The 26,147-nt window shown below is 67.8% G+C and carries 33 protein-coding genes; 27 read left to right on the top strand and 6 right to left on the bottom strand.

The window, feature by feature from the left end; translation table 11 throughout:
• From rplP to FQY83_RS09540, 21 genes are all read left to right on the top strand, one after another.
• Window positions 1-414 (top strand): 50S ribosomal protein L16, encoded by a 414-nt coding sequence (gene rplP, locus FQY83_RS09650; RefSeq protein WP_146387453.1) that lies wholly within the window; start codon window positions 1-3, stop codon window positions 412-414.
• On the top strand, window positions 414-602 hold the full coding sequence (rpmC, locus tag FQY83_RS09645) for a 50S ribosomal protein L29 (protein ID WP_146387451.1): 189 nt from the start codon (window positions 414-416) through the stop codon (window positions 600-602). The genes rplP and rpmC overlap by 1 nt, the downstream gene beginning before the upstream one ends.
• A gap of 5 nt (window positions 603-607) precedes the next feature.
• Entirely contained in the window at window positions 608-877 is a 270-nt protein-coding gene (gene rpsQ, locus FQY83_RS09640; RefSeq protein ID WP_146387449.1) for a 30S ribosomal protein S17, read from the top strand.
• Window positions 878-892: 15 nt separating this feature from the next.
• Window positions 893-1,261, top strand: a complete 369-nt coding sequence (gene rplN, locus FQY83_RS09635; protein WP_146387447.1) for a 50S ribosomal protein L14 — start codon at window positions 893-895, stop codon at window positions 1,259-1,261.
• A 16-nt stretch (window positions 1,262-1,277) separates the two neighbouring features.
• Window positions 1,278-1,589 (top strand): 50S ribosomal protein L24, encoded by a 312-nt coding sequence (gene rplX / locus FQY83_RS09630; RefSeq protein ID WP_146387445.1) that lies wholly within the window; start codon window positions 1,278-1,280, stop codon window positions 1,587-1,589.
• Window positions 1,590-1,613: 24 nt separating this feature from the next.
• Window positions 1,614-2,156, top strand: a complete 543-nt coding sequence (rplE, locus tag FQY83_RS09625) for a 50S ribosomal protein L5 (protein ID WP_146387443.1) — start codon at window positions 1,614-1,616, stop codon at window positions 2,154-2,156.
• 10 nt (window positions 2,157-2,166) lie between these two features.
• Window positions 2,167-2,472 carry a 30S ribosomal protein S14 gene (gene rpsN, locus FQY83_RS09620; RefSeq protein WP_146387441.1) on the top strand — a complete coding sequence of 102 codons (306 nt, stop codon included), beginning with the start codon at window positions 2,167-2,169 and terminating at the stop codon, window positions 2,470-2,472.
• A 162-nt stretch (window positions 2,473-2,634) separates the two neighbouring features.
• Window positions 2,635-3,030, top strand: a complete 396-nt coding sequence (rpsH, locus tag FQY83_RS09615) for a 30S ribosomal protein S8 (RefSeq protein WP_146387439.1) — start codon at window positions 2,635-2,637, stop codon at window positions 3,028-3,030.
• Window positions 3,031-3,043: 13 nt separating this feature from the next.
• On the top strand, window positions 3,044-3,571 hold the full coding sequence (rplF, locus tag FQY83_RS09610) for a 50S ribosomal protein L6 (protein WP_146387437.1): 528 nt from the start codon (window positions 3,044-3,046) through the stop codon (window positions 3,569-3,571).
• A 131-nt stretch (window positions 3,572-3,702) separates the two neighbouring features.
• Window positions 3,703-4,056: a 50S ribosomal protein L18 gene (gene rplR / locus FQY83_RS09600; protein WP_146387433.1), complete on the top strand. Its 354-nt coding sequence runs from the start codon at window positions 3,703-3,705 to the stop codon at window positions 4,054-4,056.
• 167 nt (window positions 4,057-4,223) lie between these two features.
• Window positions 4,224-4,763, top strand: a complete 540-nt coding sequence (gene rpsE, locus FQY83_RS09595; protein WP_146387431.1) for a 30S ribosomal protein S5 — start codon at window positions 4,224-4,226, stop codon at window positions 4,761-4,763.
• Window positions 4,756-4,953, top strand: coding sequence for a 50S ribosomal protein L30 (gene rpmD / locus FQY83_RS09590; RefSeq protein ID WP_146387429.1), 198 nt, complete (start codon window positions 4,756-4,758; stop codon window positions 4,951-4,953). Before rpsE ends, rpmD begins: the two co-directional genes overlap by 8 nt.
• A gap of 4 nt (window positions 4,954-4,957) precedes the next feature.
• The gene (rplO, locus tag FQY83_RS09585) at window positions 4,958-5,392 is read left to right on the top strand and encodes a 50S ribosomal protein L15 (protein ID WP_146387427.1); all 435 of its coding nucleotides are present in this window, start codon (window positions 4,958-4,960) and stop codon (window positions 5,390-5,392) included.
• 28 nt (window positions 5,393-5,420) lie between these two features.
• Window positions 5,421-6,746 (top strand): preprotein translocase subunit SecY, encoded by a 1,326-nt coding sequence (gene secY, locus FQY83_RS09580; RefSeq protein WP_425478644.1) that lies wholly within the window; start codon window positions 5,421-5,423, stop codon window positions 6,744-6,746.
• A 451-nt stretch (window positions 6,747-7,197) separates the two neighbouring features.
• Window positions 7,198-7,554 (top strand): 30S ribosomal protein S13, encoded by a 357-nt coding sequence (rpsM, locus tag FQY83_RS09575; protein ID WP_146387423.1) that lies wholly within the window; start codon window positions 7,198-7,200, stop codon window positions 7,552-7,554.
• A gap of 15 nt (window positions 7,555-7,569) precedes the next feature.
• Complete coding sequence (rpsK, locus tag FQY83_RS09570) at window positions 7,570-7,962, top strand: 30S ribosomal protein S11 (protein ID WP_146387421.1); 393 nt, start codon at window positions 7,570-7,572, stop codon at window positions 7,960-7,962.
• Window positions 7,963-7,976: 14 nt separating this feature from the next.
• On the top strand, window positions 7,977-8,612 hold the full coding sequence (rpsD, locus tag FQY83_RS09565) for a 30S ribosomal protein S4 (RefSeq protein WP_146387419.1): 636 nt from the start codon (window positions 7,977-7,979) through the stop codon (window positions 8,610-8,612).
• 148 nt (window positions 8,613-8,760) lie between these two features.
• Window positions 8,761-9,759 carry a DNA-directed RNA polymerase subunit alpha gene (locus FQY83_RS09560; protein WP_146387417.1) on the top strand — a complete coding sequence of 333 codons (999 nt, stop codon included), beginning with the start codon at window positions 8,761-8,763 and terminating at the stop codon, window positions 9,757-9,759.
• Between the two features lie 270 nt (window positions 9,760-10,029).
• Window positions 10,030-10,404 (top strand): 50S ribosomal protein L17, encoded by a 375-nt coding sequence (gene rplQ / locus FQY83_RS09555; RefSeq protein ID WP_146387415.1) that lies wholly within the window; start codon window positions 10,030-10,032, stop codon window positions 10,402-10,404.
• Between the two features lie 300 nt (window positions 10,405-10,704).
• Window positions 10,705-11,202: a disulfide bond formation protein B gene (locus FQY83_RS09545; protein WP_146387411.1), complete on the top strand. Its 498-nt coding sequence runs from the start codon at window positions 10,705-10,707 to the stop codon at window positions 11,200-11,202.
• Window positions 11,203-11,284: 82 nt separating this feature from the next.
• Window positions 11,285-12,679, top strand: a complete 1,395-nt coding sequence (locus FQY83_RS09540) for a class II 3-deoxy-7-phosphoheptulonate synthase (RefSeq protein WP_146387409.1) — start codon at window positions 11,285-11,287, stop codon at window positions 12,677-12,679.
• A gap of 51 nt (window positions 12,680-12,730) precedes the next feature.
• Here FQY83_RS09540 and FQY83_RS09535 read toward each other — a convergent pair whose 3' ends face one another.
• From FQY83_RS09535 to typA, 3 genes are all read right to left on the bottom strand, one after another.
• The gene (locus FQY83_RS09535; protein WP_146387407.1) at window positions 12,731-13,195 is read right to left on the bottom strand and encodes a DUF2127 domain-containing protein; all 465 of its coding nucleotides are present in this window, start codon (window positions 13,193-13,195) and stop codon (window positions 12,731-12,733) included.
• A gap of 131 nt (window positions 13,196-13,326) precedes the next feature.
• Window positions 13,327-13,911: a 2'-5' RNA ligase family protein gene (locus FQY83_RS09530; protein WP_146387405.1), complete on the bottom strand. Its 585-nt coding sequence runs from the start codon at window positions 13,909-13,911 to the stop codon at window positions 13,327-13,329.
• Complete coding sequence (typA, locus tag FQY83_RS09525) at window positions 13,908-15,737, bottom strand: translational GTPase TypA (protein ID WP_146387403.1); 1,830 nt, start codon at window positions 15,735-15,737, stop codon at window positions 13,908-13,910. The genes FQY83_RS09530 and typA overlap by 4 nt, the downstream gene beginning before the upstream one ends.
• A 126-nt stretch (window positions 15,738-15,863) precedes the next feature.
• Between typA and FQY83_RS09520 the strand changes: the two genes are divergently transcribed.
• The 6 genes from FQY83_RS09520 (at window position 15,864) to FQY83_RS09495 (ending at window position 22,309) form a co-directional block, all read left to right on the top strand.
• Window positions 15,864-16,358, top strand: coding sequence for a peptidylprolyl isomerase (locus FQY83_RS09520; RefSeq protein ID WP_146387401.1), 495 nt, complete (start codon window positions 15,864-15,866; stop codon window positions 16,356-16,358).
• Between the two features lie 232 nt (window positions 16,359-16,590).
• The gene (locus FQY83_RS09515) at window positions 16,591-17,796 is read left to right on the top strand and encodes an aminotransferase class I/II-fold pyridoxal phosphate-dependent enzyme (RefSeq protein WP_146387399.1); all 1,206 of its coding nucleotides are present in this window, start codon (window positions 16,591-16,593) and stop codon (window positions 17,794-17,796) included.
• Window positions 17,797-17,809: 13 nt separating this feature from the next.
• Entirely contained in the window at window positions 17,810-18,166 is a 357-nt protein-coding gene (locus FQY83_RS09510; protein ID WP_146387397.1) for a glutaredoxin family protein, read from the top strand.
• A gap of 30 nt (window positions 18,167-18,196) precedes the next feature.
• Window positions 18,197-19,180 (top strand): malate dehydrogenase, encoded by a 984-nt coding sequence (locus FQY83_RS09505; RefSeq protein ID WP_146387394.1) that lies wholly within the window; start codon window positions 18,197-18,199, stop codon window positions 19,178-19,180.
• Window positions 19,181-19,563: 383 nt separating this feature from the next.
• Window positions 19,564-21,465 carry a propionate--CoA ligase gene (gene prpE, locus FQY83_RS09500; RefSeq protein WP_146387392.1) on the top strand — a complete coding sequence of 634 codons (1,902 nt, stop codon included), beginning with the start codon at window positions 19,564-19,566 and terminating at the stop codon, window positions 21,463-21,465.
• A gap of 331 nt (window positions 21,466-21,796) precedes the next feature.
• A complete protein-coding gene (locus tag FQY83_RS09495) occupies window positions 21,797-22,309 on the top strand; it encodes a hypothetical protein (RefSeq protein WP_192906688.1) in 513 nt (170 codons plus the stop codon).
• 92 nt (window positions 22,310-22,401) lie between these two features.
• Here FQY83_RS09495 and FQY83_RS09490 read toward each other — a convergent pair whose 3' ends face one another.
• The 3 genes from FQY83_RS09490 to FQY83_RS09480 form a co-directional block, all read right to left on the bottom strand.
• Window positions 22,402-23,010, bottom strand: a complete 609-nt coding sequence (locus FQY83_RS09490) for a glutathione S-transferase family protein (RefSeq protein WP_146387390.1) — start codon at window positions 23,008-23,010, stop codon at window positions 22,402-22,404.
• Window positions 23,011-23,107: 97 nt separating this feature from the next.
• Window positions 23,108-23,566, bottom strand: coding sequence for a cell wall hydrolase (locus tag FQY83_RS09485; protein ID WP_146387388.1), 459 nt, complete (start codon window positions 23,564-23,566; stop codon window positions 23,108-23,110).
• 504 nt (window positions 23,567-24,070) lie between these two features.
• Window positions 24,071-26,110: an NADPH-dependent 2,4-dienoyl-CoA reductase gene (locus FQY83_RS09480; protein ID WP_146387386.1), complete on the bottom strand. Its 2,040-nt coding sequence runs from the start codon at window positions 26,108-26,110 to the stop codon at window positions 24,071-24,073.
• Window positions 26,111-26,147 lie beyond the last annotated feature (37 nt).

Here is a 26,147-nt window from a genome sequence, read left to right as displayed (position 1 = left end):
ATGCTGCAACCCAAGCGAACCAAATACCGCAAGATGCACAAGGGCCGCAACGACGGCCTGGCATGGAGCGGCAACGCCGTCAGCTTCGGCGAGTACGGCCTCAAGGCCACCGCGACCGGCCAGCTGACCGCGCGCCAGATCGAGGCGGGCCGCCGTTCCATCAGCCGCCACGTCAAGCGCGGCGGCAAGATGTGGATCCGCGTGTTCCCCGACAAGCCGATCACCAAGAAGCCGATCGAAGTCCGCATGGGCTCGGGCAAGGGCTCGGTGGAGTACTGGGTGGCGCAGATCCAGCCCGGCCGCATGATCTATGAAATCGAGGGCGTGCCTGAGGAAACCGCGCGCGAGGCCTTCCGCCTGGCCGCGGCCAAGCTCTCGGTGACCACCACTTTCGTGACCCGGACGGTGCGCTGATGGCGACGACCAAGGAACTGCGCGGCAAGTCCGCGGACGAGCTGCAGGCCCACCTGCTGGACCTGCACAAGGAGCGGTTCGCCCTGCGCATGCAGAAGGCGACCGGCCAGCTGACCAAGACCCACGAGGCACGCCGGGTGCGCCGCGAGATCGCGCGCGTGAACACGCTGCTCGGGTCGAAGAAGTAAGGCACATGACCATGAACAACAGCGAAAAGAAGCAGAACACGGTCCAGGGCCGGGTGGTCAGCGACAAGATGGACAAGACGGTCACCGTCCTCGTCGAGCGCAACGTGAAGCACGCGCTGTACGGCAAGTACATCCGCCGTTCGACCAAGCTGCACGCGCACGACGCCGAGAACACCGCGAAGGAAGGCGATATCGTCCGCCTCGTGGAAGTGGCCCCGATTTCGAAGACCAAGAACTGGCGCGTGGTCGAAGTCGTCACCCGCGCGGCCGAGTAACGGAGGAGTCAGCTCATGATCCAGATGCAGAGCCACCTCGACGTGGCGGACAACTCCGGTGCCAAGGAAGTGATGTGCATCAAGGTGCTCGGCGGCTCCAAGCGCCGCTACGCCGCGATCGGCGACATCATCAAGGTCTCGGTGAAGGACGCGATTCCGCGCGGCAAGGTCAAGAAGGGCGAGGTCTACGACGCCGTCGTGGTGCGCACCCGCAAGGGCGTGCGCCGCGCGGACGGTTCGCTGATCCGCTTCGACGGCAACGCCGCCGTGTTGCTCAACAACAAGCACGAGCCGATCGGCACGCGCATCTTCGGGCCCGTGACCCGCGAGCTGCGCTCCGAGAAGTTCATGAAGATCGTCTCGCTCGCTCCCGAAGTGCTGTGAGCGGAAGGACCTAGACATGGCTAATCGAATCAAGAAGGGCGACCAGGTGGTCGTGATCGCGGGCCGGGACAAGGGCAAGACCGGCGACGTGGTGCGCGTGCTCGGCGACAAGGTCGTCGTGTCGAACATCAACATCGTCAAGCGCCACACCAAGCCCAACCCGCAGGCCGGCCAGCCCGGTGGCGTGATCGAGCGCGAGTCGCCGATCCACGTGTCGAATGTGATGCTGTTCAACCCTGCCTCCGGCAAGGGCGAACGCGTCGGTACCAAGGTGCTCGAGGATGGACGGCGGCTGCGCGTGTTCCGCTCGAGTGGTGAGGCGGTCTAAGACCCGCCGACTGAGGAAACAGAGATGACGACCCGTCTGGAACAGTTCTACAAGGATGAAGTGGTGCCGAAGCTGATGCAGCAGTTCGGCTACAACAACATCATGCAGGTCCCGCGCCTGACCAAGATCACGCTCAACATGGGCGTGGGCGAGGCCGCGGCCAACAAGAAGATCCTCGAGAACGCGACCGCCGACATGGCGAAGATCAGCGGCCAGAAGCCGCTGGTGACCAAGTCGCGCGTCTCGGTGGCCTCGTTCAAGATCCGCGACGGCTGGCCGATCGGCTGCAAGGTCACCCTGCGCCGCGCGAAGATGTACGAGTTCCTGGACCGCCTGGTCAACGTCTCGCTGCCGCGCGTGCGCGACTTCCGCGGCGTGTCGGGCCGTTCGTTCGACGGCCGCGGCAACTACAACATGGGCGTGAAGGAGCAGATCATCTTCCCGGAGATCGACTTCGACCAGGTCGACGCGATCCGCGGCATGGACATCGCCATCACCACCACGGCCAAGACCAACGCGGAAGCCAAGGCGCTGCTCGAAGCCTTCCGCTTCCCGTTCCGCAACTGAGGAAACAGACATGGCGAAGACCTCCATGGTCAACCGCGAAGCGAAGCGGGCCAAGCTGGTGAAGCAGCATGCCGGCAAGCGTGCCGCGCTGAAGAAGATCATCAGCAGCCAGACGGCCAGCTACGAAGAAAAGATCGAGGCCGCGACCAAGCTGCAGAAGCTGCCGCGCGACTCGTCCCCGGCGCGCCAGACCACCCGCTGCGCCCTGACCGGTCGTCCCCGCGGCGTTTACGCGAAGTTCGGCCTGGGCCGCAACAAGCTGCGCGAGGCGACCATGCGCGGCGACGTGCCCGGCCTGCGCAAGGCCAGCTGGTAAGCCACAAGCCTGCTATACTGGGCGGCTTCCCGCCCTGCACGGCAGGACAACCGACGGGCCCGCAGCGATGCGGGCCTTCGGCCGCGACAGGCGCCGGCGACGGCGCTCCCACAACTCGAATTCGCACAACGCGGATATCGGTACTCATTCAGGAATCACTCCATGAGCATGACTGATCCCATCGCCGACATGCTGGTCCGCATCCGCAATGCGGCCGCCGTCGGCAAGCCGTCGGTGAAGATGCCGTCGTCCAAGACCAAGGTCGCCATCGCCAACGTCCTCAAGGACGAGGGCTACATCGGCGAGCTGCGCGTGACCGAGAACGGCGCCAAGGCCGAGCTCGAGATCGAGCTCAAGTACTACGAAGGCCGCCCGGTGATCGAGACCCTCAAGCGCGTGTCGCGCTCGGGCCTGCGCCAGTACCGCGGCAAGGACGCGCTGCCCAAGGTCCTGGGTGGCCTCGGCGTGGCCATCATCTCCACCTCGAAGGGCATCATGACCGACACGCAGGCGCGCCAGCAGGGCGTCGGCGGCGAAGTCCTGTGCTTCGTGGCCTAAGGGAGGAACGCACATGTCCCGCATCGCCAAGAAGCCGATCGCCCTGCCCAAGGGCGTCGAAGTCAACGCCCAGCCCGAGTCGATCAGCGTCAAGGGCCCGAAGGGCACGCTGAACATCGTCAAGCCGGCCGCCATCGAACTGAAGATCGAGGACGGCAACGCGCTGCTCTCGGCCAACGACCCGTCGCAGATCGCGCTGACCGGCACGCTGCGCGCCATCGTCGCCAACATGGTGCACGGCGTTTCGCAGGGCTTCGAGCGCAAGCTCGAGCTGGTCGGCGTCGGTTACCGCGCGGCCGCCCAGGGCAAGGACCTGAACCTGTCGCTGGGTTTCTCGCACCCGGTCGTGTTCAAGGCGCCGGAAGGCATCACCATCACCACGCCGACGCAGACCGAGATCGTCGTCGCCGGCGCGGACAAGCAGCTGGTGGGCGAGGTTGCCGCCAAGATCCGTGGATTCCGTCCGCCGGAGCCGTACAAGGGCAAGGGCGTGAAGTATTCCGACGAAGTCATCATCCGCAAGGAAGCCAAGAAGGCCTAAACAGACGTCATTCCAGCGCAAGCTGGAATCCATTTTGACTTTCGTGGTTCACGGGAAAAATCAAGATGGATCCCGGCTTTCGCCGGGATGACGATTCGATAGCCGATCCGCTTCCGACAGAGAACAGAACCATGGACAAGAAAATCGCCCGCCTGCGCCGCGCCAAGTCGACCCGTGCGCACATCCGCGAACTCGGCGTGCCGCGCCTGTCGGTGCTGCGCACCGGTCAGCATGTCTACGCCCAGGTGTTCAGCGCCGACGGCTCGAAGGTCCTGGCCGCGGCCAGCACCACCCAGGCCGACGTGCGCGAAGGCCTCAAGAGCGGCAAGAACGCCGAGGCCGCCGCCAGGGTCGGTCGCGCGATCGCCGAGAAGGCCAAGGCCGCCGGCGTCGACAAGGTGGCGTTCGACCGTTCGGGCTACCGCTTCCACGGCCGCATCAAGGCGCTGGCCGACGCCGCCCGCGAGGGTGGCCTGCAGTTCTGATGCTTGAAAACGGCATGGCGGTCGCCATGTCCGTTTCCAATGTCGACCCGCCGGTGCAGGCTGCACCGGACGCGCCGCGGCTTCTGCCCGCGAACGCGGTCCACCGCTCCAGACCACAACCATAAGCGGCCAAGCCGCAAATCCCTTCCAACGAAAGAGACATGGCAATGGCAGAACAACGTGAACCCCGCGGGCGCGACCGCAATCGCGACCGGGAAGAAATCGACGACGGCATGATCGAGAAGCTGGTCGCGGTGAATCGCGTCAGCAAGACCGTCAAGGGCGGCCGCCAGTTCACCTTCACCGCGCTGACGGTGGTGGGCGACGGCGCCGGCAAGGTCGGCTTCGGCTACGGCAAGGCGCGCGAAGTGCCGGTCGCGATCCAGAAGTCGATGGAATACGCCCGCAAGAACATGAGCAACGTCGACTTGAACGGCGCGACGCTGTGGCACACGGTCAAGGCCGGTCACGGTGCGGCGCGCGTGTTCATGCAGCCGGCCTCCGAAGGTACCGGCGTGATTGCCGGCGGCGCGATGCGCGCCGTGCTCGAGGCGGTGGGCGTGAAGGACGTGCTGGCCAAGGCCGTCGGCTCGCGCAACCCGATCAACCTCGTCCGCGCCACGGTCAAGGGCCTGGAGTCGATGCACTCGCCGGGCAAGATCGCGGCCAAGCGCGGCAAGAAGGTGGAGGACATCCTCAATGGCTAAGAACGAAGCCGGTACCGGCACCGTCAAGGTGCGCCTGGTCAAGGGCCTGCGCGGCTCGCAGGCGAAGCACCGCCTGTCGGTGCGCGCGCTCGGCCTGAACAAGCTCAACGACGTCCGCGAACTGAAGGACAGCCCGCAGGTCCGTGGCCTGATCAACAAGGTCCACTACCTGGTCCGGGTGGAGGAGTAATCACATGAAGCTCAATACGCTCAAGCCCGCCGACGGCGCCCGCAAGGAGCGCACCCGCGTCGGTCGTGGCATCGGTTCCGGCCTCGGCAAGACCGCCGGCCGCGGCCACAAGGGTTCGTTCGCGCGCGCCGGCAAGGGCAAGATCAAGGCCGGCTTCGAAGGCGGCCAGATGCCGATGCACATGCGCCTGCCGAAGATCGGCTTCCGTTCCAAGCTCAAGGCCGACACCGCGCAGGTGTTCCTGTACCAGCTCGACAAGCTCGACGGCGAGATCGATTTCGCCGCCCTGCGCGCCGCCAAGCTGGTGCCGAGCACGGCGAAGAAGGCCAAGATCGTCAAGAAGGGCGAGGTCTCGAAGAAGCTGGTGCTGAAGGGCCTGCTGGCCACGGCCGGCGCCCGCGCGGCGATCGAGGCCGCCGGCGGCAAGGTCGAGGAGTAAGCACGGCATGGCGCGAAGCGCGGGAGCAATGTCGGGTCTGGCGGGCGCGGGCAAGTTCACCGAACTGCGCCAGCGCCTGCTGTTCGTGCTCGGCGCGCTGATCGTCTACCGCATCGGCTGCTACATCCCGGTGCCGGGCGTGAACCCGGAGGCGATGCTGCAGCTGATGGAGCGGCAGGAAGGCACGATCGTGGACATGTTCAACATGTTCTCGGGCGGCGCCCTCGAGCGCTTCAGCCTGTTCGCGCTGAACGTGATCCCGTACATCTCGGCCTCGATCGTCATGCAGCTGATGGTGCAGATCGTGCCGAGCCTGAAGGCCATCCAGAAGGAAGGCGAGTCGGGGCGGCGCAGGATCACTCAGTGGTCGCGCATCGGCGCGATCCCGCTGGCGATCTTCCAGTCGGCCGGCATCGCGATCGCGCTGCAGAGCCAGGGCGCGGGCACCGGCATCCCGGTGGTCTACGCGCCGGGCCCGGGCTTCGTGCTGACCGCGATCGTCGCGCTGACCGCGGGCACCATGTTCCTGGTCTGGCTGGGCGAGCAGGTCACCGAGCGCGGCATCGGCAACGGCGTGTCGCTGATCATCTTCGCTGGCATCGTCGCCGGCCTGCCGGGTGCGGTCATCAGCACCATCGAGGCCGCGCGCAACGGCGACATGAGCCCGATCGCGGTGATCATGATCGCGCTAATCGTGGTCGCGTTCACCTACTTCGTGGTGTTCGTCGAGCGCGGCCAGCGTCGGATCACGGTGAACTACGCGCGCCGCCAGGGTGGCCGCAACGCGTACATGAACCAGACCTCGTTCCTGCCGCTGAAGCTCAACATGTCGGGCGTGATCCCGGCGATCTTCGCCTCGTCGATCATCATGTTCCCGGCCACGGCGACCACCTGGTTCGGCCAGGCCGGCTCGGCGCCATGGCTGCAGCGGGTGGCGCAGGCGCTCTCGCCCGGGGAGCCGCTGTACATCCTGCTGTATGCGGGCCTGATCGCAGGCTTCGCGTTCTTCTACACCGCGCTGGTGTTCAACTCGCAGGAAACCGCGGACAACCTGAAGAAGTCCGGCGCGCTGATCCCCGGCATCCGCCCGGGCAAGGCCACCGGCGATTACATCGACGGCGTGCTGACGCGGCTCACCGCCGCCGGCGCCGCCTACCTGGTGATCGTCTGCCTGCTGCCGGAGTTCATGCGCGGGGAGCTCGGCGCCTCGTTCTACTTTGGCGGCACCTCGCTGCTGATCGTGGTGGTCGTGGTGATGGACTTCATCGCCCAGATCCAGGCCCACCTGATGTCGCACCAGTACGAAAGCCTGCTAAAGAAGGCGAATTTGAAGGGCGGAGCGAGGACGCGCTAGCGCGACATGTCGCGCTGTCCTCGCGGAGCGCCCGACCATGGATGGTCGGGCCGGGCGACCCGAAGCCGACATGGCGACGCCATGGACGGCAACGGCGTCCACAGCCGAAGCGGCGCGTTTGCGCCTCTCCGGCACCAGGCCAGGACGGCCAAACAGAATTCACGCCGGCGCGGAGCCCAGCCTCCCCCGGCACGATGGGCGACCCCTGCGGCAGTCCCGCGCGGGGGTGGATCCGGGCCAGTTCGCGCACCAGAGTAGTGCGCGGGGCCGGGTGGGGGAGGCCCCGTCCGGCCAGCCGGGATCCGTCGCCGGAGCATGGGCACACTCCCCATGCCGGGTCGACGGCGCTTGGCGCCGCCGGCTTCCAAGCAACCCGGGACCCTGTTACAATTTCTTGTTCACTCTGCCGGAATTACCCGTTCCGGACGACCAACCAGTTGGAGATCCGCGCATGGCGCGTATTGCAGGCGTCAACCTGCCTGCCCAGAAGCACGTCTGGGTCGGGCTGCAAAGCATCTACGGCATCGGCCGTACCCGTTCCAAGCAGGTCTGCGAGGCGGCCGGCGTGTCGTCGGCCACCAGGATCCGCGACCTGTCCGAGCCGGAAGTCGAGCGCCTGCGCGCCGAGGTCGGCAAGTTCGTGGTCGAGGGCGACCTGCGCCGCGAGGTCGGCATCGCCATCAAGCGCCTGATGGACCTGGCCTGCTACCGCGGCCTGCGCCATCGCCGCGGCCTGCCGCTGCGCGGCCAGCGCACCCGGACCAATGCCCGTACCCGCAAGGGTCCGCGCAAGGCCATCAAGAAGTAATCGAGGACATCCGACATGGCCAAGCCGGCAGCTGCCAAGCAGAAGAAGAAGATCAAGCGCGTCGTCACCGACGGCATCGCGCACGTCCACGCTTCGTTCAACAACACCATCATCACGATCACCGACCGCCAGGGCAACGCGCTGTCGTGGGCGACCTCGGGCGGCGCGGGTTTCCGCGGTTCGCGCAAGTCGACCCCGTTCGCCGCCCAGGTCGCCGCCGAGAAGGCGGGCAAGGACGCGCTCGACTACGGCGTGAAGTCGCTGGAAGTGCGCATCAAGGGTCCGGGTCCGGGCCGTGAGTCGGCCGTGCGTTCGCTGAACAACGTGGGCTACAAGATCACCAACATCATCGACGTGACGCCGATCCCGCACAACGGGTGCCGTCCGCCGAAGAAGCGTCGCGTCTAAGGGGGCGATAAGAAATGGCTCGTTACATCGGTCCCACCTGCAAGCTCGCCCGCCGCGAAGGCGCCGACCTGTCGCTCAAGACGCCCACGCGCGCGCTCGACTCCAAGTGCAAGCTGGAGCAGAAGCCCGGGCAGCACGGCGCCGGCACCGGCGCGCGTCGCAGCAAGCTCTCCGACTACGCCCTGCAGCTGCGCGAGAAGCAGAAGGTCAAGCGCATCTACGGCCTGCTCGAGCGCCAGTTCCGCAACTACTACAAGAAGGCCTCGACCAAGAAGGGCAACACGGGTGAAAACCTGCTGCAGCTCCTCGAGACCCGCCTCGACAACGTCGTCTACCGCATGGGCTTCGCGGTCACCCGCCCGGCCGCGCGCCAGCTGGTCTCGCACCGCGGCGTCACGGTCAACGGCAAGCCCGTCAACCTGCCGTCCTACCAGGTCAAGGCCGGCGACGCGATCGCCCTGTCCGAGAAGGCGCAGAAGCAGATGCGCGTCCAGGAAGCGCTGAACGTCTCGTCCAGCATGGACCTGTCGCCTTCGTGGGTCGAGGTCGACCAGAAGAAGTTCAGCGGCGTGTTCAAGGCGGTCCCCGACCGCGGCGACCTGCCGGCGGACATCAACGAAGCGCTGATCGTCGAGTTGTACTCGAAGTAAGGACTGGCGGCGGGTCGTCCCGCGGCACCAGCAACACCATCCCCCCGGTCCGTGCGCCGCACGGACCACCCCTTGGCAGCAAGGGGCTCCAAACGCCCGGAGCCGCCGCATCGACGGATGCGATGGCACTGCAGGAGACGCTACGAATATGACAGTTACCGCCAACCAGGTCCTGCGCCCCCGTGGTCCCCAGATCGAACGCCTCGCCGGCAACCGCGCGAAGGTCGTGATCGAGCCGCTCGAGCGCGGCTACGGCCACACGCTCGGCAACGCGCTGCGCCGCGTGCTGCTGTCCTCGATCCCCGGCTTCGCGATCACCGAGGTCGAGATCGACGGCGTGCTGCACGAGTACAGCACGATCGAAGGCCTGCAGGAGGACGTGCTCGAAGTCCTGCTCAACCTCAAGGACGTCGCCATCCGCATGGGCACCGGCGACAGCTCCACGCTCACCCTGAGCAAGTCCGGCCCCGGCGTCGTCACCGCCGCCGACATCAAGACCGACCACAACGTCGAGATCCTCAACCCCGACCACGTGATCGCGCACCTGACCAAGGACACGCCGCTCAACGTGCGCCTGAAGATCGAGCGCGGCTTCGGCTACCAGCCGGCCGCTGCCCGTCGTCGCCCGGACGAGGAAACCCGCGCCATCGGCCGCCTGATGCTGGACGCGTCGTTCTCGCCGGTCCGCCGCGTGGCCTATGAAGTCGAGGCCGCGCGCGTCGAACAGCGCACCGACCTCGACAAGCTGGTGCTCGACATCGAGACCAACGGCACGATCGACGCCGAGGAAGCCGTGCGCACCGCCGCCGACATCCTCACCGACCAGCTGTCGGTGTTCGGCGACTTCACCCACCGCGACCGCGGCGGCCAGAAGGTGCAGACCCCGGGCGTCGACCCGATCCTGCTGCGCCCGATCGACGACCTCGAGCTGACCGTGCGTTCGGCCAACTGCCTCAAGGCCGAGAGCATCTACTACATCGGCGACCTGATCCAGAAGACCGAAGTCGAGCTGCTCAAGACCCCGAACCTCGGCAAGAAGTCGCTCACCGAGATCAAGGAAGTGCTCGCGCAGCGCGGCCTTTCGCTGGGCATGAAGCTGGAAAACTGGCCGCCGGCCGGCGTTTCGCAGCACGGCATGCTGGGGTGAGGCAGCGCGCTTGCGAGCCATTGGCTCGCGCGCTGCCGAACGCCCGGCCATGGATGGCTGGGCCGGGCGTTCCGAAGCCCGGTCAGTCCCGCCATGGATGGCAGCGTTAGCTCCACCGTAGTCACCGCAACACCACCGCCGACGAACCGAAGTTCGCGGCACATCCGGCAAGGGATGCCGGCCAGGACCACCCGCAGTCCAATCTACAACGCCAAGATGGCGCCAACGACGTCCACGGTTTCAAACTTCATTCGATAAGGATCCACGACCATGCGCCACCAGAAAGCCGGCCGCAAGTTCGGCCGTACCAGCGCCCACCGCCAGGCGATGTTCAGCAACATGGCGGCCTCGCTGTTCAAGCACGAGCTGATCAAGACCACCCTGCCCAAGGCCAAGGAATTGCGCCGCGTCGCCGAGCCGCTGATCACGCTGGCCAAGACCGACGGCGTCGCCAACCGCCGCCTCGCGTTCTCGCGCCTGCGCGACAAGGAAGCGGTGGGCAACCTGTTCACCACGCTCGGTCCGCGCTACGCCAACCGCCCGGGCGGCTACCTGCGCATCCTCAAGTGCGGCTTCCGCGCCGGCGACAATGCGCCGATGGCGTATGTCGAGCTGGTCGACCGCCCGCAGGCCGACGCCGAGTAAGCCGGTCCCGTTCCGGTGCAGATGCAGGAAACCCCGGCCCAGGCCGGGGTTTCTGCTTTCGGGGGCGGGGGCTCCGGCAGTCCAGCAGAATCGTCATCCCCGCGAAGGCGGGGATCCAGTGTCTTTGCGGGAAGACGCTGGATCCCCGCCTTCGCGGGGATGACGGTGGCGTTGCATGAGCCGTTTGTTGGTCTGGTCGCCTGGGGCCGCGACGAACGGTGAATGCCACGGCGACCTGCGCCGTGCGTACGCCGCGGGCAGCGGCGATAATGGCAGTCCGGTCCTTCGCTGCAGGCGTCCATGAACCCTTTCCGCTGGTCCTTCCGCTCGCAGATGCTGTCCGCCGCCGCGATCTGCTTCGCGCTGATCGGCTTCGCGATCTACAGCCAGCTGGCCTGGGGCCTGCAGCCGTGCCCGCTGTGCATCTTCCAGCGCATCGCCTTCGCCGCGCTGGGCGTCGTGCTGCTGCTGGCCGGCCTGCATGCGCCCAGGGGCGCGGGCGGGCGTCGCGGCTGGGGCGTGCTGGCCTTCGTCGCCGCGGCCGTGGGCATCGGCGTGGCCGGGCGGCACGTGTGGATGCAGCTGTTCCCGCCGGAGATCCCCGCCTGCGGCGCGCCGTTCGCCTTCATGCGCGAGACCATGGACACGCCCAGCCTCATCAAGCAGGTGCTGACCGGGACCGGCGACTGCGGCGCGGTCGACTGGACCTTCCTCGGCCTGTCGATGCCGTGGTGGAGCCTGATCTGGTTCGTGCTGCTGGCTGCATGGGCGCTGTTCGCGGCGTTTCGCAGGCGCTGAATGCACCGGAGTGTCGGTTGCAGCTGAAATTGACGCAGCGCAGCAACCGGCGCACCATCCACGATCCACCCGAGTACGCACCATGAACAGGCCCGACCGCAACCTCCAGCCCGTCAATCTTCCGTCAGAATGGCATCCCGGCAGCTGGCGCTCGCGCCCGGCGCTGCAGATGCCCGTCTATCCGGACGCGGACGCGCTGGCCGAGGTGCAGGAGGAACTGCGCGGCCTGCCGCCGCTGGTGACCTCGTGGGAGATCCTCGCGCTCAAGCAGCAGCTGGCCGAGGCCCAGGAGGGCAAGCGCTTCCTGCTGCAGGGTGGCGACTGCGCCGAGACCTTCGCCGAATGCACCTCGGACATCATCTCCAACCGGCTCAAGGTGCTGCTGCAGATGAGCCTGGTGCTGGTGCACGGGATGAAGCTGCCGGTGGTGCGCGTGGGCCGCTTCGCCGGCCAGTACGCCAAGCCGCGTTCGGCCGACATGGAAACGCGCGGCGAGGTGTCGCTGCCCAGCTACCGCGGCGACATCGTCAACCGGCCGGAGTTCACCGCGCAGGCGCGGGTCCCGGATCCGCGGCGCATGGTCAAGGCCTACGCGCGCTCGGCGATGACGATGAACTTCGTGCGCTCGCTGATCGACGGCGGTTTCGCCGATCTGCATCATCCCGAGTACTGGGGCCTGGGCTGGGTGAAGCAGTCGCCGCTGGCGGGCGACTACCAGAAGATGGTCGCCGGCATCGGCGATGCGGTGCGCTTCATGGAGACCCTGGTCGGCACGCAGATCCACGACCTCAAGCGCGTCGATTTCTACACTTCGCACGAAGCGCTGCTGCTGCCCTACGAGGAAGCGCAGACCCGGCAGGTGCCGCGGCAGTGGGGTTGGTTCAACCTCAGCACCCACTTCCCCTGGGTGGGCATGCGTACCGCCGCGCTCGACGGCGCGCACGCGGAATACTTCCGCGGCATCCGCAACCCGATCGCGGTGAAGGTCGGTCCGTCGGTGACGCCGGACCAGTTGCTCAGGCTGATCGACCTGCTGAACCCGGACGACGAGCCCGGCCGGCTCGGGCTGATCCACCGCATGGGCGCGGCGCAGGTGGCGGACAAGCTGCCGGCGCTGCTCGACGCGGTCAAGCGCGAGGGCCGCCGCGTGCTGTGGATCTGCGATGCCATGCACGGCAACACCGAGTCGACCAGCAACGGCTACAAGACGCGTCGCTTCGACAACATCCGCAGCGAGATCGAGCAGTCGTTCGACATCCACGCCGCGGCCGGCACGCGCCTGGGCGGCGTGCACCTGGAGTTGACCGGCGAAGACGTCACCGAATGCACCGGTGGCGCCCGCGACCTGACCGAGGTGGATCTCGAACGCGCCTACCGCTCGACCGTCGATCCGCGCCTGAACTACGAGCAGGCGCTGGAGACCGCGATGCTGATCGTGCGCAAGCACGCGCAGCTCAATCCGCCGGTCAGCGCCTGAGCACCCGACCGCCCGCGGGCGGTCCCGGTCCGAACGCGCGACCGCTGGTCTTCAACGCCTGCGCCGGAACAGGTCGCGCGCGAGCACCCAGACCACGACGAGGTTGATCGACAGGACCGCAAGCTCGAGCCAGCCCGGGTGCCGGACGAGCGCCTGGATCTCGAACGGGACGTAGAGCGTGGCGGTGATGCAGCCCAGCCACGATGCCCAGGCACGGGCGCGCCACAGGCCCCAGGCTTCGACCAGGTGCAGCAGGCCGTAGGCGGCGATGGCCGCGGCCGCGAAATGCACCGATTCGGGATTGATCGACTGCTGCAGCCAGGCGAACGCGCCGCGGTCCGGGTCGAACTGGAAACGCGCGATCAGCAGCTCGACCCAGTGCCGCAGCGAGGCCGGACCGATGAGCTCCAGCCCGCTGGCGCCGAGCAGCGCCAGCAGTCCCTTCGCACCTTCCACCAGCGCGACGACGTGCAGGCCGGGATGCGCGTGCGGGTCGGGGTCGTAGGGGCGGTTCATGCCGATCTGCGGTCAGGGACTGGATCGTAGGAGCGCCTTCAGGCGCGATGCCTCTTCATCGACGCTGTCGCCGGCGAGAAGGCAGTCGCGCCTGAAGACGCTCCCACAGCTTTTTCGACTGCAGTGAGGCATCACAGCAGGCTTGCCTGCTGCGGCGTGGCGGGAAGCGCGGTCCCCGACAGGGGCCATTCGCCCAGCGCCTCGTAGCGGCCGCCGGGATTGAACAGCAGCTCGAAGCGTTCGACCCGCAGCGGTTCGCCGGCGCAGTCGACGCCGGCCAGCCAGGCCTGTTCGCCGAGCCCGCGGTCGAGATAGGCGAGAGTGACGTGCGGCTGCTGCGTGGTCTTTTCCGGACGGATATTGCATCGCTTCACCGCATCGCGCGTCGCGTCGCACAGTGCCTGCAGTGCGGCGCAGGCATGGGGCAGGGCGACGACCGCGCCGGACTGCGGCCAGTAGGCGATCCGTTCCACGGTGAAGGCATGCGGCGGGATGCGCGACGCCGCCGCGGCGAAGGCGTCGAGCAGGGCGGGCGTCGCCAGTTCGCGCACGCCGTGACCGATGAAGCACAGGGTCGCGTGCCACTGATCGGGCCGGCGCAGCTGCAGCCTCGGTCCATCGACGGGACGCGACGCGGCGAGGGCGGCGGCCAGCGCGGCCAGCCGCTCCCGGCCACCGGCATCCGGCCGCCAGCCCGGGAACAGCGCCTGGCTCACGCCGCGCGACTGGCCCGCTTGCGGTCGGTTTCGGTCAGGAACTTCTTGCGCAGGCGGATTTCCTTCGGCGTGACTTCGACCAGTTCGTCGTCATCGATGAAGTCCAGCGCCTGCTCCAGCGTGAACTTGATCGCCGGGGTCAGCTGGATCGCGTCGTCCTTGCCCGAAGCGCGCATGTTGGTCAGCGGCTTGGTCTTGATCGCGTTGACCGTCAGATCGTTGTCCTTGGAGTGGATGCCGACCAGCTGGCCTTCGTACACGTTGTCGCCTTCGGCCGCGAACAGCTTGCCGCGCTCCTGCAGCGGGCCGAGCGAGTAGGCCGGCGTGGCGCCCGGGGCGTTGGCGATCATCACGCCGTTCGGGCGCTTGGCGATCGCGCCCTGTTCCTTCGGGCCGTAGTGGTCGAACACGTGGAACAGCAGGCCCGAGCCCTGGGTGAGGGTCTTGAACTCGTTCTGGAAGCCGATCAGGCCGCGTGCCGGGATCTCGTAGTCCAGGCGCACGCGGCCCTTGCCGTCGGGCTCCATGTTCCTGAGCTGCGCCTTGCGCGTGCCGAGCTTTTCCATCACGCCGCCCTGGTGGACTTCCTCCACGTCGACGACGAGCTGTTCGATCGGCTCCATCAGCTGGCCGTCGATCTCCTTGATGATCACTTCCGGGCGCGACACGGCGAGCTCGAAACCCTCGCGGCGCATGTTCTCGATCAGCACCGACAGGTGCAGCTCGCCGCGGCCGGACACGAGGAACTTGTCGGCGTCCTCCAGCTGCTCGACCTTCAGCGCGACGTTGTGCACGGTCTCGCGCTCGAGGCGGTCCTTGAGCTGGCGGCTGGTCAGGAACTTGCCGCCGGACAGGTCCTTGTTGCCGGCGAACGGCGAGTTGTTGACCTGGAAGGTCATCGAAATCGTGGGCTCGTCCACGGTCAGCGCCGGCAGCGCCTCGGGCGTGTCCAGTGCGGTGACGGTGTCGGAGATCGTCAGCTCCTGGATGCCGGAGACGGCGATGATGTCGCCGGCCTCGGCGCTGTCCTGCTCGATGCGCTCCAGGCCGAGGAAGCCCAGCACCTGCAGCACCTTGCCCTGGCGCTTCTTGCCCTCGCGGTCGATCACCGCCACCGGCATGTTCTTCTTCAGGGTGCCGCGCTGGATGCGGCCGATGCCGATGACGCCGACGAAGTTGTTGTAGTCCAGCTGGCTGATGCGCATCTGGAACGGGCCTTCCGGATCCACCGACGGCGCCGGCACGTGCTGCATGATCGCTTCATAGAGCGGGGTCATGTCGCCTTCGCGCACGCTGTCGTCGAGGCTGGCGTAGCCGTGCAGCGCCGAGGCGTAGACGATCGGGAAGTCGAGCTGCTCGTTGGTCGCGCCGAGCTTGTCGAACAGGTCGAACACCTGGTCGATCACCCAGTCCGGGCGCGCGCCGGGGCGGTCGATCTTGTTGACCACGACGATCGGCTTGAAGCCCATCGCGAACGCCTTCTGCGTCACGAAGCGCGTCTGCGGCATCGGGCCGTCCATCGCGTCGACCAGGATCAGCACCGAGTCGACCATCGACAGCACGCGCTCGACCTCGCCGCCGAAGTCGGCGTGCCCGGGGGTGTCGACGATGTTGATGCGGTTGCCCTGCCAGGTGATGGCGGTGTTCTTGGCCAGGATGGTGATGCCGCGCTCCTTCTCCTGGTCGTTGCTGTCCATCACGCGCTCGGCGAGCACGGTGCGCTCGTTGAGCGTGCCGGACTGCTTGAGCAGGCAGTCGACGAGGGTGGTCTTGCCGTGGTCGACGTGGGCGACGATGGCGATGTTGCGCAGGCGTTCGATGGACATGGATTCTGGGATCGGCAAACTGCACCCGGATACCGTCTACGAGGCGGCAGGGCGCAAGGGTTGGAAACGGGAAGCCGGTTATTATATCCGGCTGACACGCCCATCCGGGCATCTGGAGCTGAATAAATGAGCCTTTTCGCCACCTTCGACACCGACCGCGGCGTCATCAAGGTCGAATTGCACGCCGACAAGGCCCCGCTGACCGTGGCCAACTTCGTCAACCTGGCCCGGCGCGGCTTCTACGACGGGCTGAATTTCCACCGCGTGATCCCCGATTTCATGATCCAGGGCGGCTGCCCCAACGGCACCGGCACCGGCGGCCCGGGATACCGCTTCGAGGACGAGACCGGCAACGGCGTGAAGCACGATCGCGGGGTGCTGTCGATGGCCAACGCCGGCCCGAACACCAACGGCAGCCAGTTCTTCATCACCCACATCAAGACCGACTGGCTGGACGGCAAGCACACCGTGTTCGGCAAGGTGGTCGAGGGGCTGGAGGTGGTGGACGCGGTGAAGCAGGGCGACGGCATCAAGTCGGTGAAGATCGAGGGCGATGCCGATGCGGCGCTGGCGGCGAAGGCCGATCGCGTGGCGGAGTGGGACAAGGTCCTGGCGGCTTGATGGATTGACGGGGCGGGGCGGTCGGCTGCTTCGGCTGGCCCCCACCCCAACCCTCCCCCGCTGGCGGGGGAGGGAGCCAACTGCAGCGTCTTCCGGCCCCCTCTCCCGCCTGCGGGGGAGGGCTGGGGTGGGGGCCAGCAAACCACCGCCCATGCTAGAATTCCGCGCCGCAGCACGGCCGGACAGCGCGTCCCGCCGGCGTGCCTCCCGACCGCCACCCCAGGTTCCCGAGATGCCGCAACTCGCCCGCCGCATGGGCCGCGCCAAGCAGAGCGCGATCATGCTCGTCGCCGAAAAGGCGAGGCAGCTCAAGGCGCAGGGACGCGACATCATCAGCTTCTCGATCGGCGTGCCCAACTTCCTGCCGGGCGCACACGTGTACGATGCCGCGCGCGCCGCGCTCGACGCCGATTCCGGCCAGTACGGCAGCAACCGCGGCACCGACGCGCTGCTCGACGCCTTCCTTGCACACATCGAGGCCGCCGGCCTCACCGGCTACACCCGCGCCAACTGCGCCACCGGCATCGGCGCCAAGCACGTGCTCTACAACCTGTGCGAGGCGCTGCTGGACGACGGCGACGGCATCGCCTTCGCCACGCCCTACTGGACCACCTACCTCGACATCGCCGAACTGCTCGGCGCCGAGGTCCACCTGCTGCCGTGCCCGCCGGAGCAGGACTACAAGCTGGCGCCGGCGCAGCTCGACGCGGCGCTGGCGCGCAAGCCCAAGGTGTTCCTGTTCAACAACCCGTCCAACCCCACCGGCATGGCCTACACGCGCGACGAGATCGCCGCGCTGGCCGACGTCGTCGCGAAATACCCCGACACCTGGGTGATCACCGACGACATCTACCACCGCATGGTGTTCGACGACATCGGCTACCACAACTTCCTGCACCTGCGCCCCGAGCTGCGCGACCGCGTGATCTTCGTCGACTCGCTGTCGAAGACCTACGGCATGCCCGGCTGGCGCGTGGGCTTCGTGGCCGGGCCGGAAGCCGTGGCGAAGGCGCTCACCGCGCTCAATTCCACCCACATCACCAACGTGCCCGAAGTGGTCACCGCCGCGGCGGTGGCCGCGCTGTCCGGACCGCAGGACGTGCCGGCGGCCAGGTGCGCCGAGTTCGAGCGTCGCCGCGACCAGGTACTGGCGGTGCTGGCGCGGATTCCCGGCGTCGCCTGCCCGAAGCCGCAGGGGGCGTTCTACGTGTTCCCCGATGTCAGCGTCGCCTTCGGCAGGACGCATGCGCCGACCGGGCTGACGATCGGCAACGACATCGACCTGTGCAACGCGCTGCTGGAGGCCAAGGGCGTGGCCTGCGTGCCGGGCTCGGCGTTCGGCGAGCCGCGCAGCCTGCGCATCAGCTACACCTGTCCCGAGGCGCAGCTGGCGCCGGGCATGGAACGCATCCGCGAGTTCTTCGCGGAGCTGGCCTGAGCCGGAGCAGCGGATGCGCGCACTGGGTTTGCTGCTGCTGGTCGGACTCGCGGGCGCGTACTTCCATTTCCGCGGCGCCGGCGAGCAGCCGCTGCATCCCGACGACCCGCGCACGCTGACCGGCGACGAGCGCATCGTCATGCTTGCGGCCGACTGGTGCGGCTACTGCCGCAGGCAGCAGGCCGAGTTCGAACGCGCGCAGGTGCGCTACCGCGTGCTCGACGTCGACACGCCCGAGGGCGACCGCGCGATGCAGGCGCTGCGCGCAAAGGGCGTGCCGGTGACCGTCATCGGCCAGTCGGTCGTCCGCGGCTACGACACCGCGGCCTTGGACGAAAAGCTGATACCGCTCGGCTATCGCGTCTACTAGTTTGATCCCCACGTTGAAGAGGACATGCCAATGAAAGCTCCCGTTCGAGTCGCAGTCACCGGCGCCGCCGGCCAGATCGGCTACGCCCTGCTGTTCCGCATCGCCTCGGGCGAGATGCTGGGCAAGGACCAGCCGGTGATCCTGCAGCTGCTGGAACTGCCGATCGACAAGGCCCAGGCCGCGCTCAGGGGCGTGATCATGGAGCTGGAGGACTGCGCGTTCCCGCTGCTGGCCGGCGTCGTCGGCACCGACGATCCGGAAATCGCGTTCAAGGACGCCGACGTCGCCCTGCTGGTCGGCGCGCGTCCGCGCGGCCCGGGCATGGAACGCAAGGATCTCCTGCTCGAGAACGCCAAGATCTTCACCGCCCAGGGCGCGGCGCTGAACAAGGTCGCCTCGCGCGACGTCAAGGTGCTGGTGGTCGGCAACCCGGCCAACACCAATGCCTACATCGCGATGAAGTCGGCGCCGGACCTCGACCCGAAGAACTTCACCGCGATGCTGCGCCTGGACCACAACCGCGCGCTCAGCCAGCTCGCGGGCAAGGCCGGCGTGGCGGTGGGCGAGATCGAGAAGCTGGTCGTGTGGGGCAACCACAGCCCGACGATGTATCCCGACTACCGCTTCGCCACCGTCGGCGGCGAAGCGCTCAAGGACAGGATCAACGACGCCGACTGGAACGCCAACGAATTCATCCCCAAGGTCGGCAAGCGCGGCGCCGCGATCATCGAGGCGCGCGGCCTGTCCTCGGCGGCTTCGGCCGCCAACGCCGCCATCGACCACGTCCACGACTGGGTGCTGGGCAGCAACGGCAAGTGGGTGACGATGGGCATCCCGTCCGACGGCGCCTACGGCATCCCGGAAGGCGTGATCTTCGGCTTCCCGGTGACCACCGAGAACGGCAAGTACACGCTGGTGAAGGACCTGCCGATCGACGACTTCAGCCAGAAGGCGATCGACAAGACGCTGGCCGAGCTGGAGGAAGAGCGCAGCGGCGTCGCGCACCTGCTCTGAAGCTTCGCCGCCACCTGCACGAGACGAAAGCGCCGGGGACTCCCCGGCGTTTTCGCATGCACGCCCGTAGGTCGGGGCTACGTCCCCGACGCTCGAACCGCAACGATGCCCGGGCGTCGGGGGCGTAGCCCCGACCTACGTTGCCGGAGCAGGCATCGGGGGCGTCGCCCCGACCTGCGTTGCCGGAGCAGGTGCCTCGCGTCCCGCGCATCGACAGGATTGATCGATGCAATCAACGCCGTTGATCGCGACGGTCAACATGTCGGAAAAGCGCCACAATCCACTGAATTTCAAGCACCTTTCCGCCCGTACGACGAACGTCTTAACGCATCCCCCGTGTCCCGGGTCTAGCCTTCGGGCACCCACCGTGGGAGGCAGGGAACATGCGTTACGACGAGTTCCATCGCTGGTCCATCGAGGACCCCGAGGGCTTCTGGGCCGAGCAGGCCAAGGCCATCCACTGGCACAAGCCGCCGCAACACATCCTCGACTACTCGAACCCGCCGTTCCGCAAATGGTTCGTCGGCGGCGAGACCAACCTCTGCCACAACGCGGTCGATCGCCACCTGGATGAACGCGGCGACCAGCTGGCGCTGGTCGGCTATTCGACCGAGACCGGCAGCGTCCGCGAACTGAGTTTCCGCGAACTGCACCGCGAGGTGAACGCGTTCGCGTCGGTGCTGCAGTCGCTCGGCGTGGGCCAGGGCGATCGCGTGGTGGTCTACATGCCGCATACCGTCGATGCGGCGATCGCGATGCTGGCCTGCGCGCGCATCGGCGCGATCCACTCGGTGGTGTTCGGCGGCTTCGCCTCGCTCAACCTGGCGCTGCGCATCGACGACGCGCAGCCGAAAGTGCTGGTCTGCGCGGACGCGGGCATCCGCGGCGGCAAGGTGATCGCCTTCAAGCCGCTGGTCGACGAGGCGCTGGCGCGCGCGCAGCATCCGCCCGCGCACGTGCTGGTGGTCAACCGCGGGCTGGCGGGCGAACTGCCGATGCAGCCCGGCCGCGACCTGGCGTACGGCCCGCTGCGCGAGGCGCACGCGGACGCGCAGGTGCCGGTGGTGTGGCTGGAATCCAACGAGCCGAGCTACATCCTCTATACCTCCGGCACGACCGGCAAGCCCAAGGGCGTGCAGCGCGACGTCGGCGGCTACGCGGTGGCGCTGGCGCTGTCGATGTGGTCGATCTACGACGTGCGCGCGGGGCAGGCGTTCTTCTCCACCTCCGACATCGGCTGGGTGGTGGGGCATTCGTACAACGTGTACGGCCCGCTGATCGCCGGCGCGACCTCGATCCTCTACGAAGGCCTGCCGACCGCGCCGGATCCCGGCATCTGGTGGAAGATCTGCGAGCAATACGGCGTGCGCACCATGTTCTCCTCGCCGACCGCGGTGCGCGTGCTGAAGAAGCAGGACGCCTCCTGGCTGAAGAAGCACGACCTGTCGAAGCTGCAGTACCTGTTCCTCGCCGGCGAGCCGCTGGACGAACCGACCGCGCAGTGGATCAGCGAAAGCCTCGGCAAGACCGTCATCGACAACTACTGGCAGACCGAGACCGGCTGGCCGGTGCTCACGCTGATGCCGGGCGTGGAGCTCAAGCCTGTGCGGCTGGGGTCGCCGGGATTCCCCGCGCCCGGCTACGACGTCCGCGTGATCGACGAGAACACCGGCGAGGACGCGGGCGTGGGCGAGAAGGGCGTGCTGGTGCTGCAGCCGCCGCTGCCGCCGGGCTGCCTGAGCACGGTCTGGAACAACGACGAGCGCTTCGTCGCCAGCTACTTCAGCCATTTCAGGGAACCGCTGTACAGCTCGCTCGACTGGGCGATCCGCGACGGCGACGGCTACACCTTCATCCTCGGCCGCACCGACGACGTGATCAACGTCGCCGGGCACCGGCTGGGCACGCGCGAGATCGAGGAATCGGTGTCGAGCCACCCGGGCGTGGCCGAGGCCGCGGTGATCGGCGTGCAGGACGCGGTGAAGGGGCAGGTGCCGGTCGTGTTCGCGACCCTGAAGCCACTACCCGGCGCGGACGCGGACGAGCGCGAAACCGCGGCGCAGATGCTGCAGACCGTGGCCGACCAGCTCGGCGCGGTGGCGCGGCCGTCGCGCGTCTACGTCGTCAACGCCTTGCCGAAGACGCGTTCGGGCAAGCTGCTGCGGCGTTCGCTGCAGGCGCTGGCGGAGGCGCGCGATCCCGGCGACCTGTCGACGCTCGACGATCCCAATGCGCTGGAGGAAGTGAAGCGCGCGCTGGCGCGTGGTCCGGAAGCGGGGAGCTGAGGCCACGCCCCTCCAAGCCTGTGGAGCGCCTTCAGGCGCCTACGGGCCGGCGGCGGGGCCTGCGCGACCGATACGCAACTGAGCGCCCAAACCTGACGCTGATGGGCAGTTGCGGGCGGCGCATCCCGTGCGTATTTCCCCTGCCGAAGCGGCCGCTCGCCTGGCGTGCGGGCCGACGCCTCCGGTGTCTGGCCACCGGGTGGCCAGATATCCGTGACAAATGTCGCGGATTTGCCGCCAATTCCGCCGATTCCCGCCGCCGGCCCGAGTGCTGGTACGAAATATGCGTGATTCTTCCGCACTGGGAACGCGTGATCGGGGAGAGGGCGACATGCAACTTCAGGCAATGCCGGAAAAGACCGAACTGGGGCGAGCCGAGATCGAAAGCCGCAGCCGCAAGCTGCAGGGCGGACTGCGTTCGCTGCTGCTGCTGGTCGACGGGCGCAGGACCTACGCCGAACTGCAGGAACTCGCCAAGCGGCTGCATGCACCGGAAGACGCGCTGCAGCAGCTGCTGTCGCTGCAGCTGATCTCGGGCGACGCCGCCACGGCGCGACCGTCGATCGGGGAGCCGGCCAACGAGCCGGTGGCCAATGCCGGCGACGGCAGCAACAACCGCTACGGCATCCTGTACGCGCTGATGACCGACATCGTGCGCGAGCAGCTCGGCGTGCGCGGCTACTTCTTCCAGCTCAAGCTCGAGCGTGCGGTGGACGATGCCTCGCTCGAGGCGCTGCTGCCGGAGCTGCAGTCGGCGCTGGCCAAGAAGACCAGCATGCAGGGCGCCGCGTCGACCATCGAGCGCATCCGCGCCGCGGCCGAAATCGCCGCTGCGGCGGCCTGATACCGATCAGCCGCTGCAGGAGCGCCTTCAGGCGTGATCCGTCACGTTCGGCAGGTCGCGCCTGAAGGCGCTCCTGCCGCATCGTGCATGCTTCAGCCGAGGCCTTCGGCCTCCAGCGCCGCGCGCACGCCCGGGTCGGCGTCCATGCGGACACGGAAGGCGGCCAGGTTGTCGAGCCCGGACAGGTTCAGGCCCAGCTTCTGCGCCCAGCGCAGTTCGACGTACAGGTAGGGGTCGGCGATCGAACGGCTGCCGGTCAGCCAGTCCCTGCCTGCGAGTTGCGCATCGAGCCGCTCGAAATATCCGCGCAGCTTCTTCGCCGCCGCGTCCTTCGTCTTCGCCGCTGCCTCCTCGCCGAGATAGGCGGTGGTGCCGAAGAGCGGGTGGAACGCGGGATGCACGTCGGCGTTGAGGAAGGACAGCCAGCGGTTCACTTCCGCGCGCGAGCGCGGCGTGCCGTCGCCGGCGAGCTTCGCCTGCGGGAAGGTGTCGGCGAGATAGTTGAGGATCGCCGCGTTCTGGGTCAGTACCCAGCCGTCGTCCTCGAACACCGGCACTGCGCCGGCCGGATTGAGCTCGAGGAAGGTAGGCGATTTGCGCTCTTCGCGAGTGACCAGCTGCACTTCGAACGAAGCGCCGGTCCACTGCAGCACGATGTGGTCGGCCAGCGAGCAGGCGCCGGGGGACGAGTACAGCTTCATGCGCGATCTCCTCGGAAAAGGGAGCGCCATGATGCCGGGCGCCGCGTGGCGGCGCGATGACGGCAGTGGAACGGCCCGTGCCGCGGCCGTTGTCCGCTCAGCCCTTGCGCGGCTTGAGCTTCTGCACCCTGAGGAAGGTGTGGTCGCCGATCGTCGCTACCTGGTAGGCGTTGCGCCAGCTCGGCGCGGCGATGTCGTGGGCCATGAAGTGGCTGGCGCCGGGCACGATCTCCTTGCGTTCGCCGGCCGGCAGCGCCCAGTTCTGCTCGGACTCGATCGCGATGCTCACCGCCTGCGCCCAGGCCTCGGTGTTCTGCATGCGCGTGCGCGGCGAGACGATGGTCGGCGCGAACTGCTTGCGCGCGGTGACCACCTCGCACATCGACTCGCCCCACAGGCCACTTTCCTCGCGGCGCAGGGCGACCTCGGCCACGGCCTGCTGGCCGCGGACGGACTGGTTGCGGGCCTCGAGGTACACGGTCGTGCTCAGGCACAGCGAATCGGCGGCCTGCGGCGACATCAGCGAGGCCAACCACAGGATCCAGGCCAGTTTCATCGGGGAACTCCTTGCTCCGTTGCGCCCGGTCGCTGCCGTGCGCGCATCCCCTGCGGGAGACGACGCCGTCGGCGGCGGAGATCGGACATGGCGTATTGGGGAGGGCAGCGACTCTCAGGCGCTTTTGCCCGGGCGCCGAAGTCCGCAGGAAGGCGGCTCGGGCCGGCTCCCGCCAAATCGAGGGGCGGGAAAGGTGCGCGCACGGTACGGGGGCGGAACCGAATCGTTCCTGAATGCGGGTCAGGAAGTGGATGATTCGATTGGAGTTTTTGCTCCGGAATTCAATGCTGCAGTGCGGAAAATCAATGGCTTGGCGGGGAAACCGGAGAGTCGGGGTCAGGAGAACAGCGGCCGCCAAATAACTGTCATTTCGAGCGCAGCGAGAAGCGCTTTACAACAGCGAAGCTGGTCAATCCAGATGCTGGAAAAGCAAGATTTCTCACTGCGTTCGAAATGACAGATTCAAGGTTTCAATGACAGATTCAAGGTTTCCCGGAGGTTCCCTCAAAGCGTGGCCGCCAGGCGGCTGGCCTGCGCGATTGCGCGCTTGGCGTCGAGTTCGGCGGCCACGTCGGCGCCGCCGATCAGGTGCACCGGGCGGCCGGCGGCCTGCAGCGGGGCCAGCAGGTCGCGATGCGGCTCCTGGCCGGCGCAGACCACGACGTGGTCCACGGGCAGCAGCTGCGGCTGTCCGTCGACGCGCAGGTGGAAGCCCTCGTCGTCGACGGCGACGTACTCGACGCCGCCGATCATGCGCACGCCCTTGTGCTTGAGCGTGCTGCGGTGGATCCAGCCGGTGGTCTTGCCCAGCCGCGCACCGGGTTTGCCGGGGCTGCGCTGGAGCAGCCAGACCTGGCGCGGCGACGGTTCGACGCGCGGCGGCAGCAGTCCGCCGGCGCTCTCGAAGCGCGGGTCCACGCCCCATTCGCGCATCCACGCCGCGACGTCGAGCGTGGGCGAGGGCGCTTGCTGGACGAGGAATTCGCCGACGTCGAAACCGATGCCGCCGGCGCCGACGATGGCCACGCGTCGTCCCGGCACCACGTCGCCGCGCAGCACGTCGAGATAGCCGACGACCCTGGGATGGTCGTGCCCGGCGAAATCGACCGCGCGCGGCACCACGCCGGTGGCGAGCACGACTTCTTCGAACTCCGAAAGTGCTTCGGCCGTCGCCTCGGTCGAAAGCCGCAGCTCGACGCCGGTCTCGGCGATGCGATGGCCGAACCAGCGCAGCGTCTCGTGGAACTCCTCCTTGCCGGGAATCTTCTTCGCGAGATTGAATTGCCCGCCGATCTCGCCGGCGCGATCGAACAGCACCACGCGATGCCCGCGCTGCGCCGCGACCGTCGCGCAGGCCAGGCCCGCGGGGCCGGCGCCGACCACGGCGATGCGCCTGGGCGCATGCGTCGGCAGGTAGTTGAGTTCGGTCTCCGCGCAGGCGCGTGGGTTCACCAGACAGCTCGCCGTCTTCTTCTGGAACACGTGGTCGAGGCAGGCCTGGTTGCAGGCGATGCAGGTGTTGATCGCCTGCGGCGCGCCGGCGCGCGCTTTCGCCACCCACTGCGGGTCGGCGAGCAGCGGCCGCGCCATCGATACCATGTCCGCGCCGCCGCCGGCGAGGATGCGCTCGGCGACCTCGGGCATGTTGATGCGGTTGGTCGCCACCAGCGGCAGCGAGACGTGCGGCTTCAGCTTCGCGGTGACGCCGGCGAACGCCGCGCGCGGCACCGAGGTCGCGATCGTCGGCACGCGCGCCTCGTGCCAGCCGATGCCGGTGTTGATGAGTGTCGCGCCGGCGGCCTCGATCGCCTGCGCCTGCTGCACGATCTCGTTCCAGTCCGAGCCTTCCGGCACCAGCTCCAGCATCGACAGGCGGTAGACGATGATGAAGTCGCGGCCGCAGGCCTCGCGCACGCGGCGCACGATCTCGGTGGCGAAGCGCATGCGGTTCCGCGCGCTGCCGCCCCAGCCGTCATCGCGCCGGTTGCTGCGTGCGCTGAGGAACTGGTTGATCAGGTAACCCTCCGAACCCATGACCTCGACGCCGTCGTAGCCGCCATCGCGCGCGAGCTTCGCGGCGGTGGCGTAGGCGTCGATCGTGCGCTCCACGCCGCGCGCCGACAGCGCCCGCGGCGTGAACGGATTGATCGGCGCCTTGAGCTTCGACGGCGCCACCGACAGCGGGTGGTAGGCATAGCGGCCCGCGTGCAGCAGCTGCAGGCAGATCTTCGCGTCGTGTGCATGCACGGCATCGGTGACCTGGCGATGCTTGCGCGCCTCCCAGGGCCAGCCGAGCTTGCTGGCGAAGGGCGTCAGCCAGCCCTCCATGTTCGGCGAGAAGCCGCCGGTGACGATCAGCGCCACGCCGCCGGCCGCGCGTTCGGCGAAATAGGCGGCCAGCTTCGGGAAATCGCGGCGGCGATCCTCCAGCCCGGTGTGCATCGAGCCCATCAGCACGCGGTTGCGCAGCGTGGTGAAGCCCAGGTCGAGCGGCTGGAACAGGTGCGGGTAGGGCGTCGAGGGATCGCTGCTGGCGGCCGTCATGTCCGGATACGCTGGCGTATGGAGCGCGCACGATGCC

It is taken from the genome of Luteimonas marina (genome assembly GCF_007859325.1).
Taxonomy (GTDB): domain Bacteria; phylum Pseudomonadota; class Gammaproteobacteria; order Xanthomonadales; family Xanthomonadaceae; genus Luteimonas; species Luteimonas marina.
This window is presented reverse-complemented; position numbering and strand designations above follow the sequence as displayed.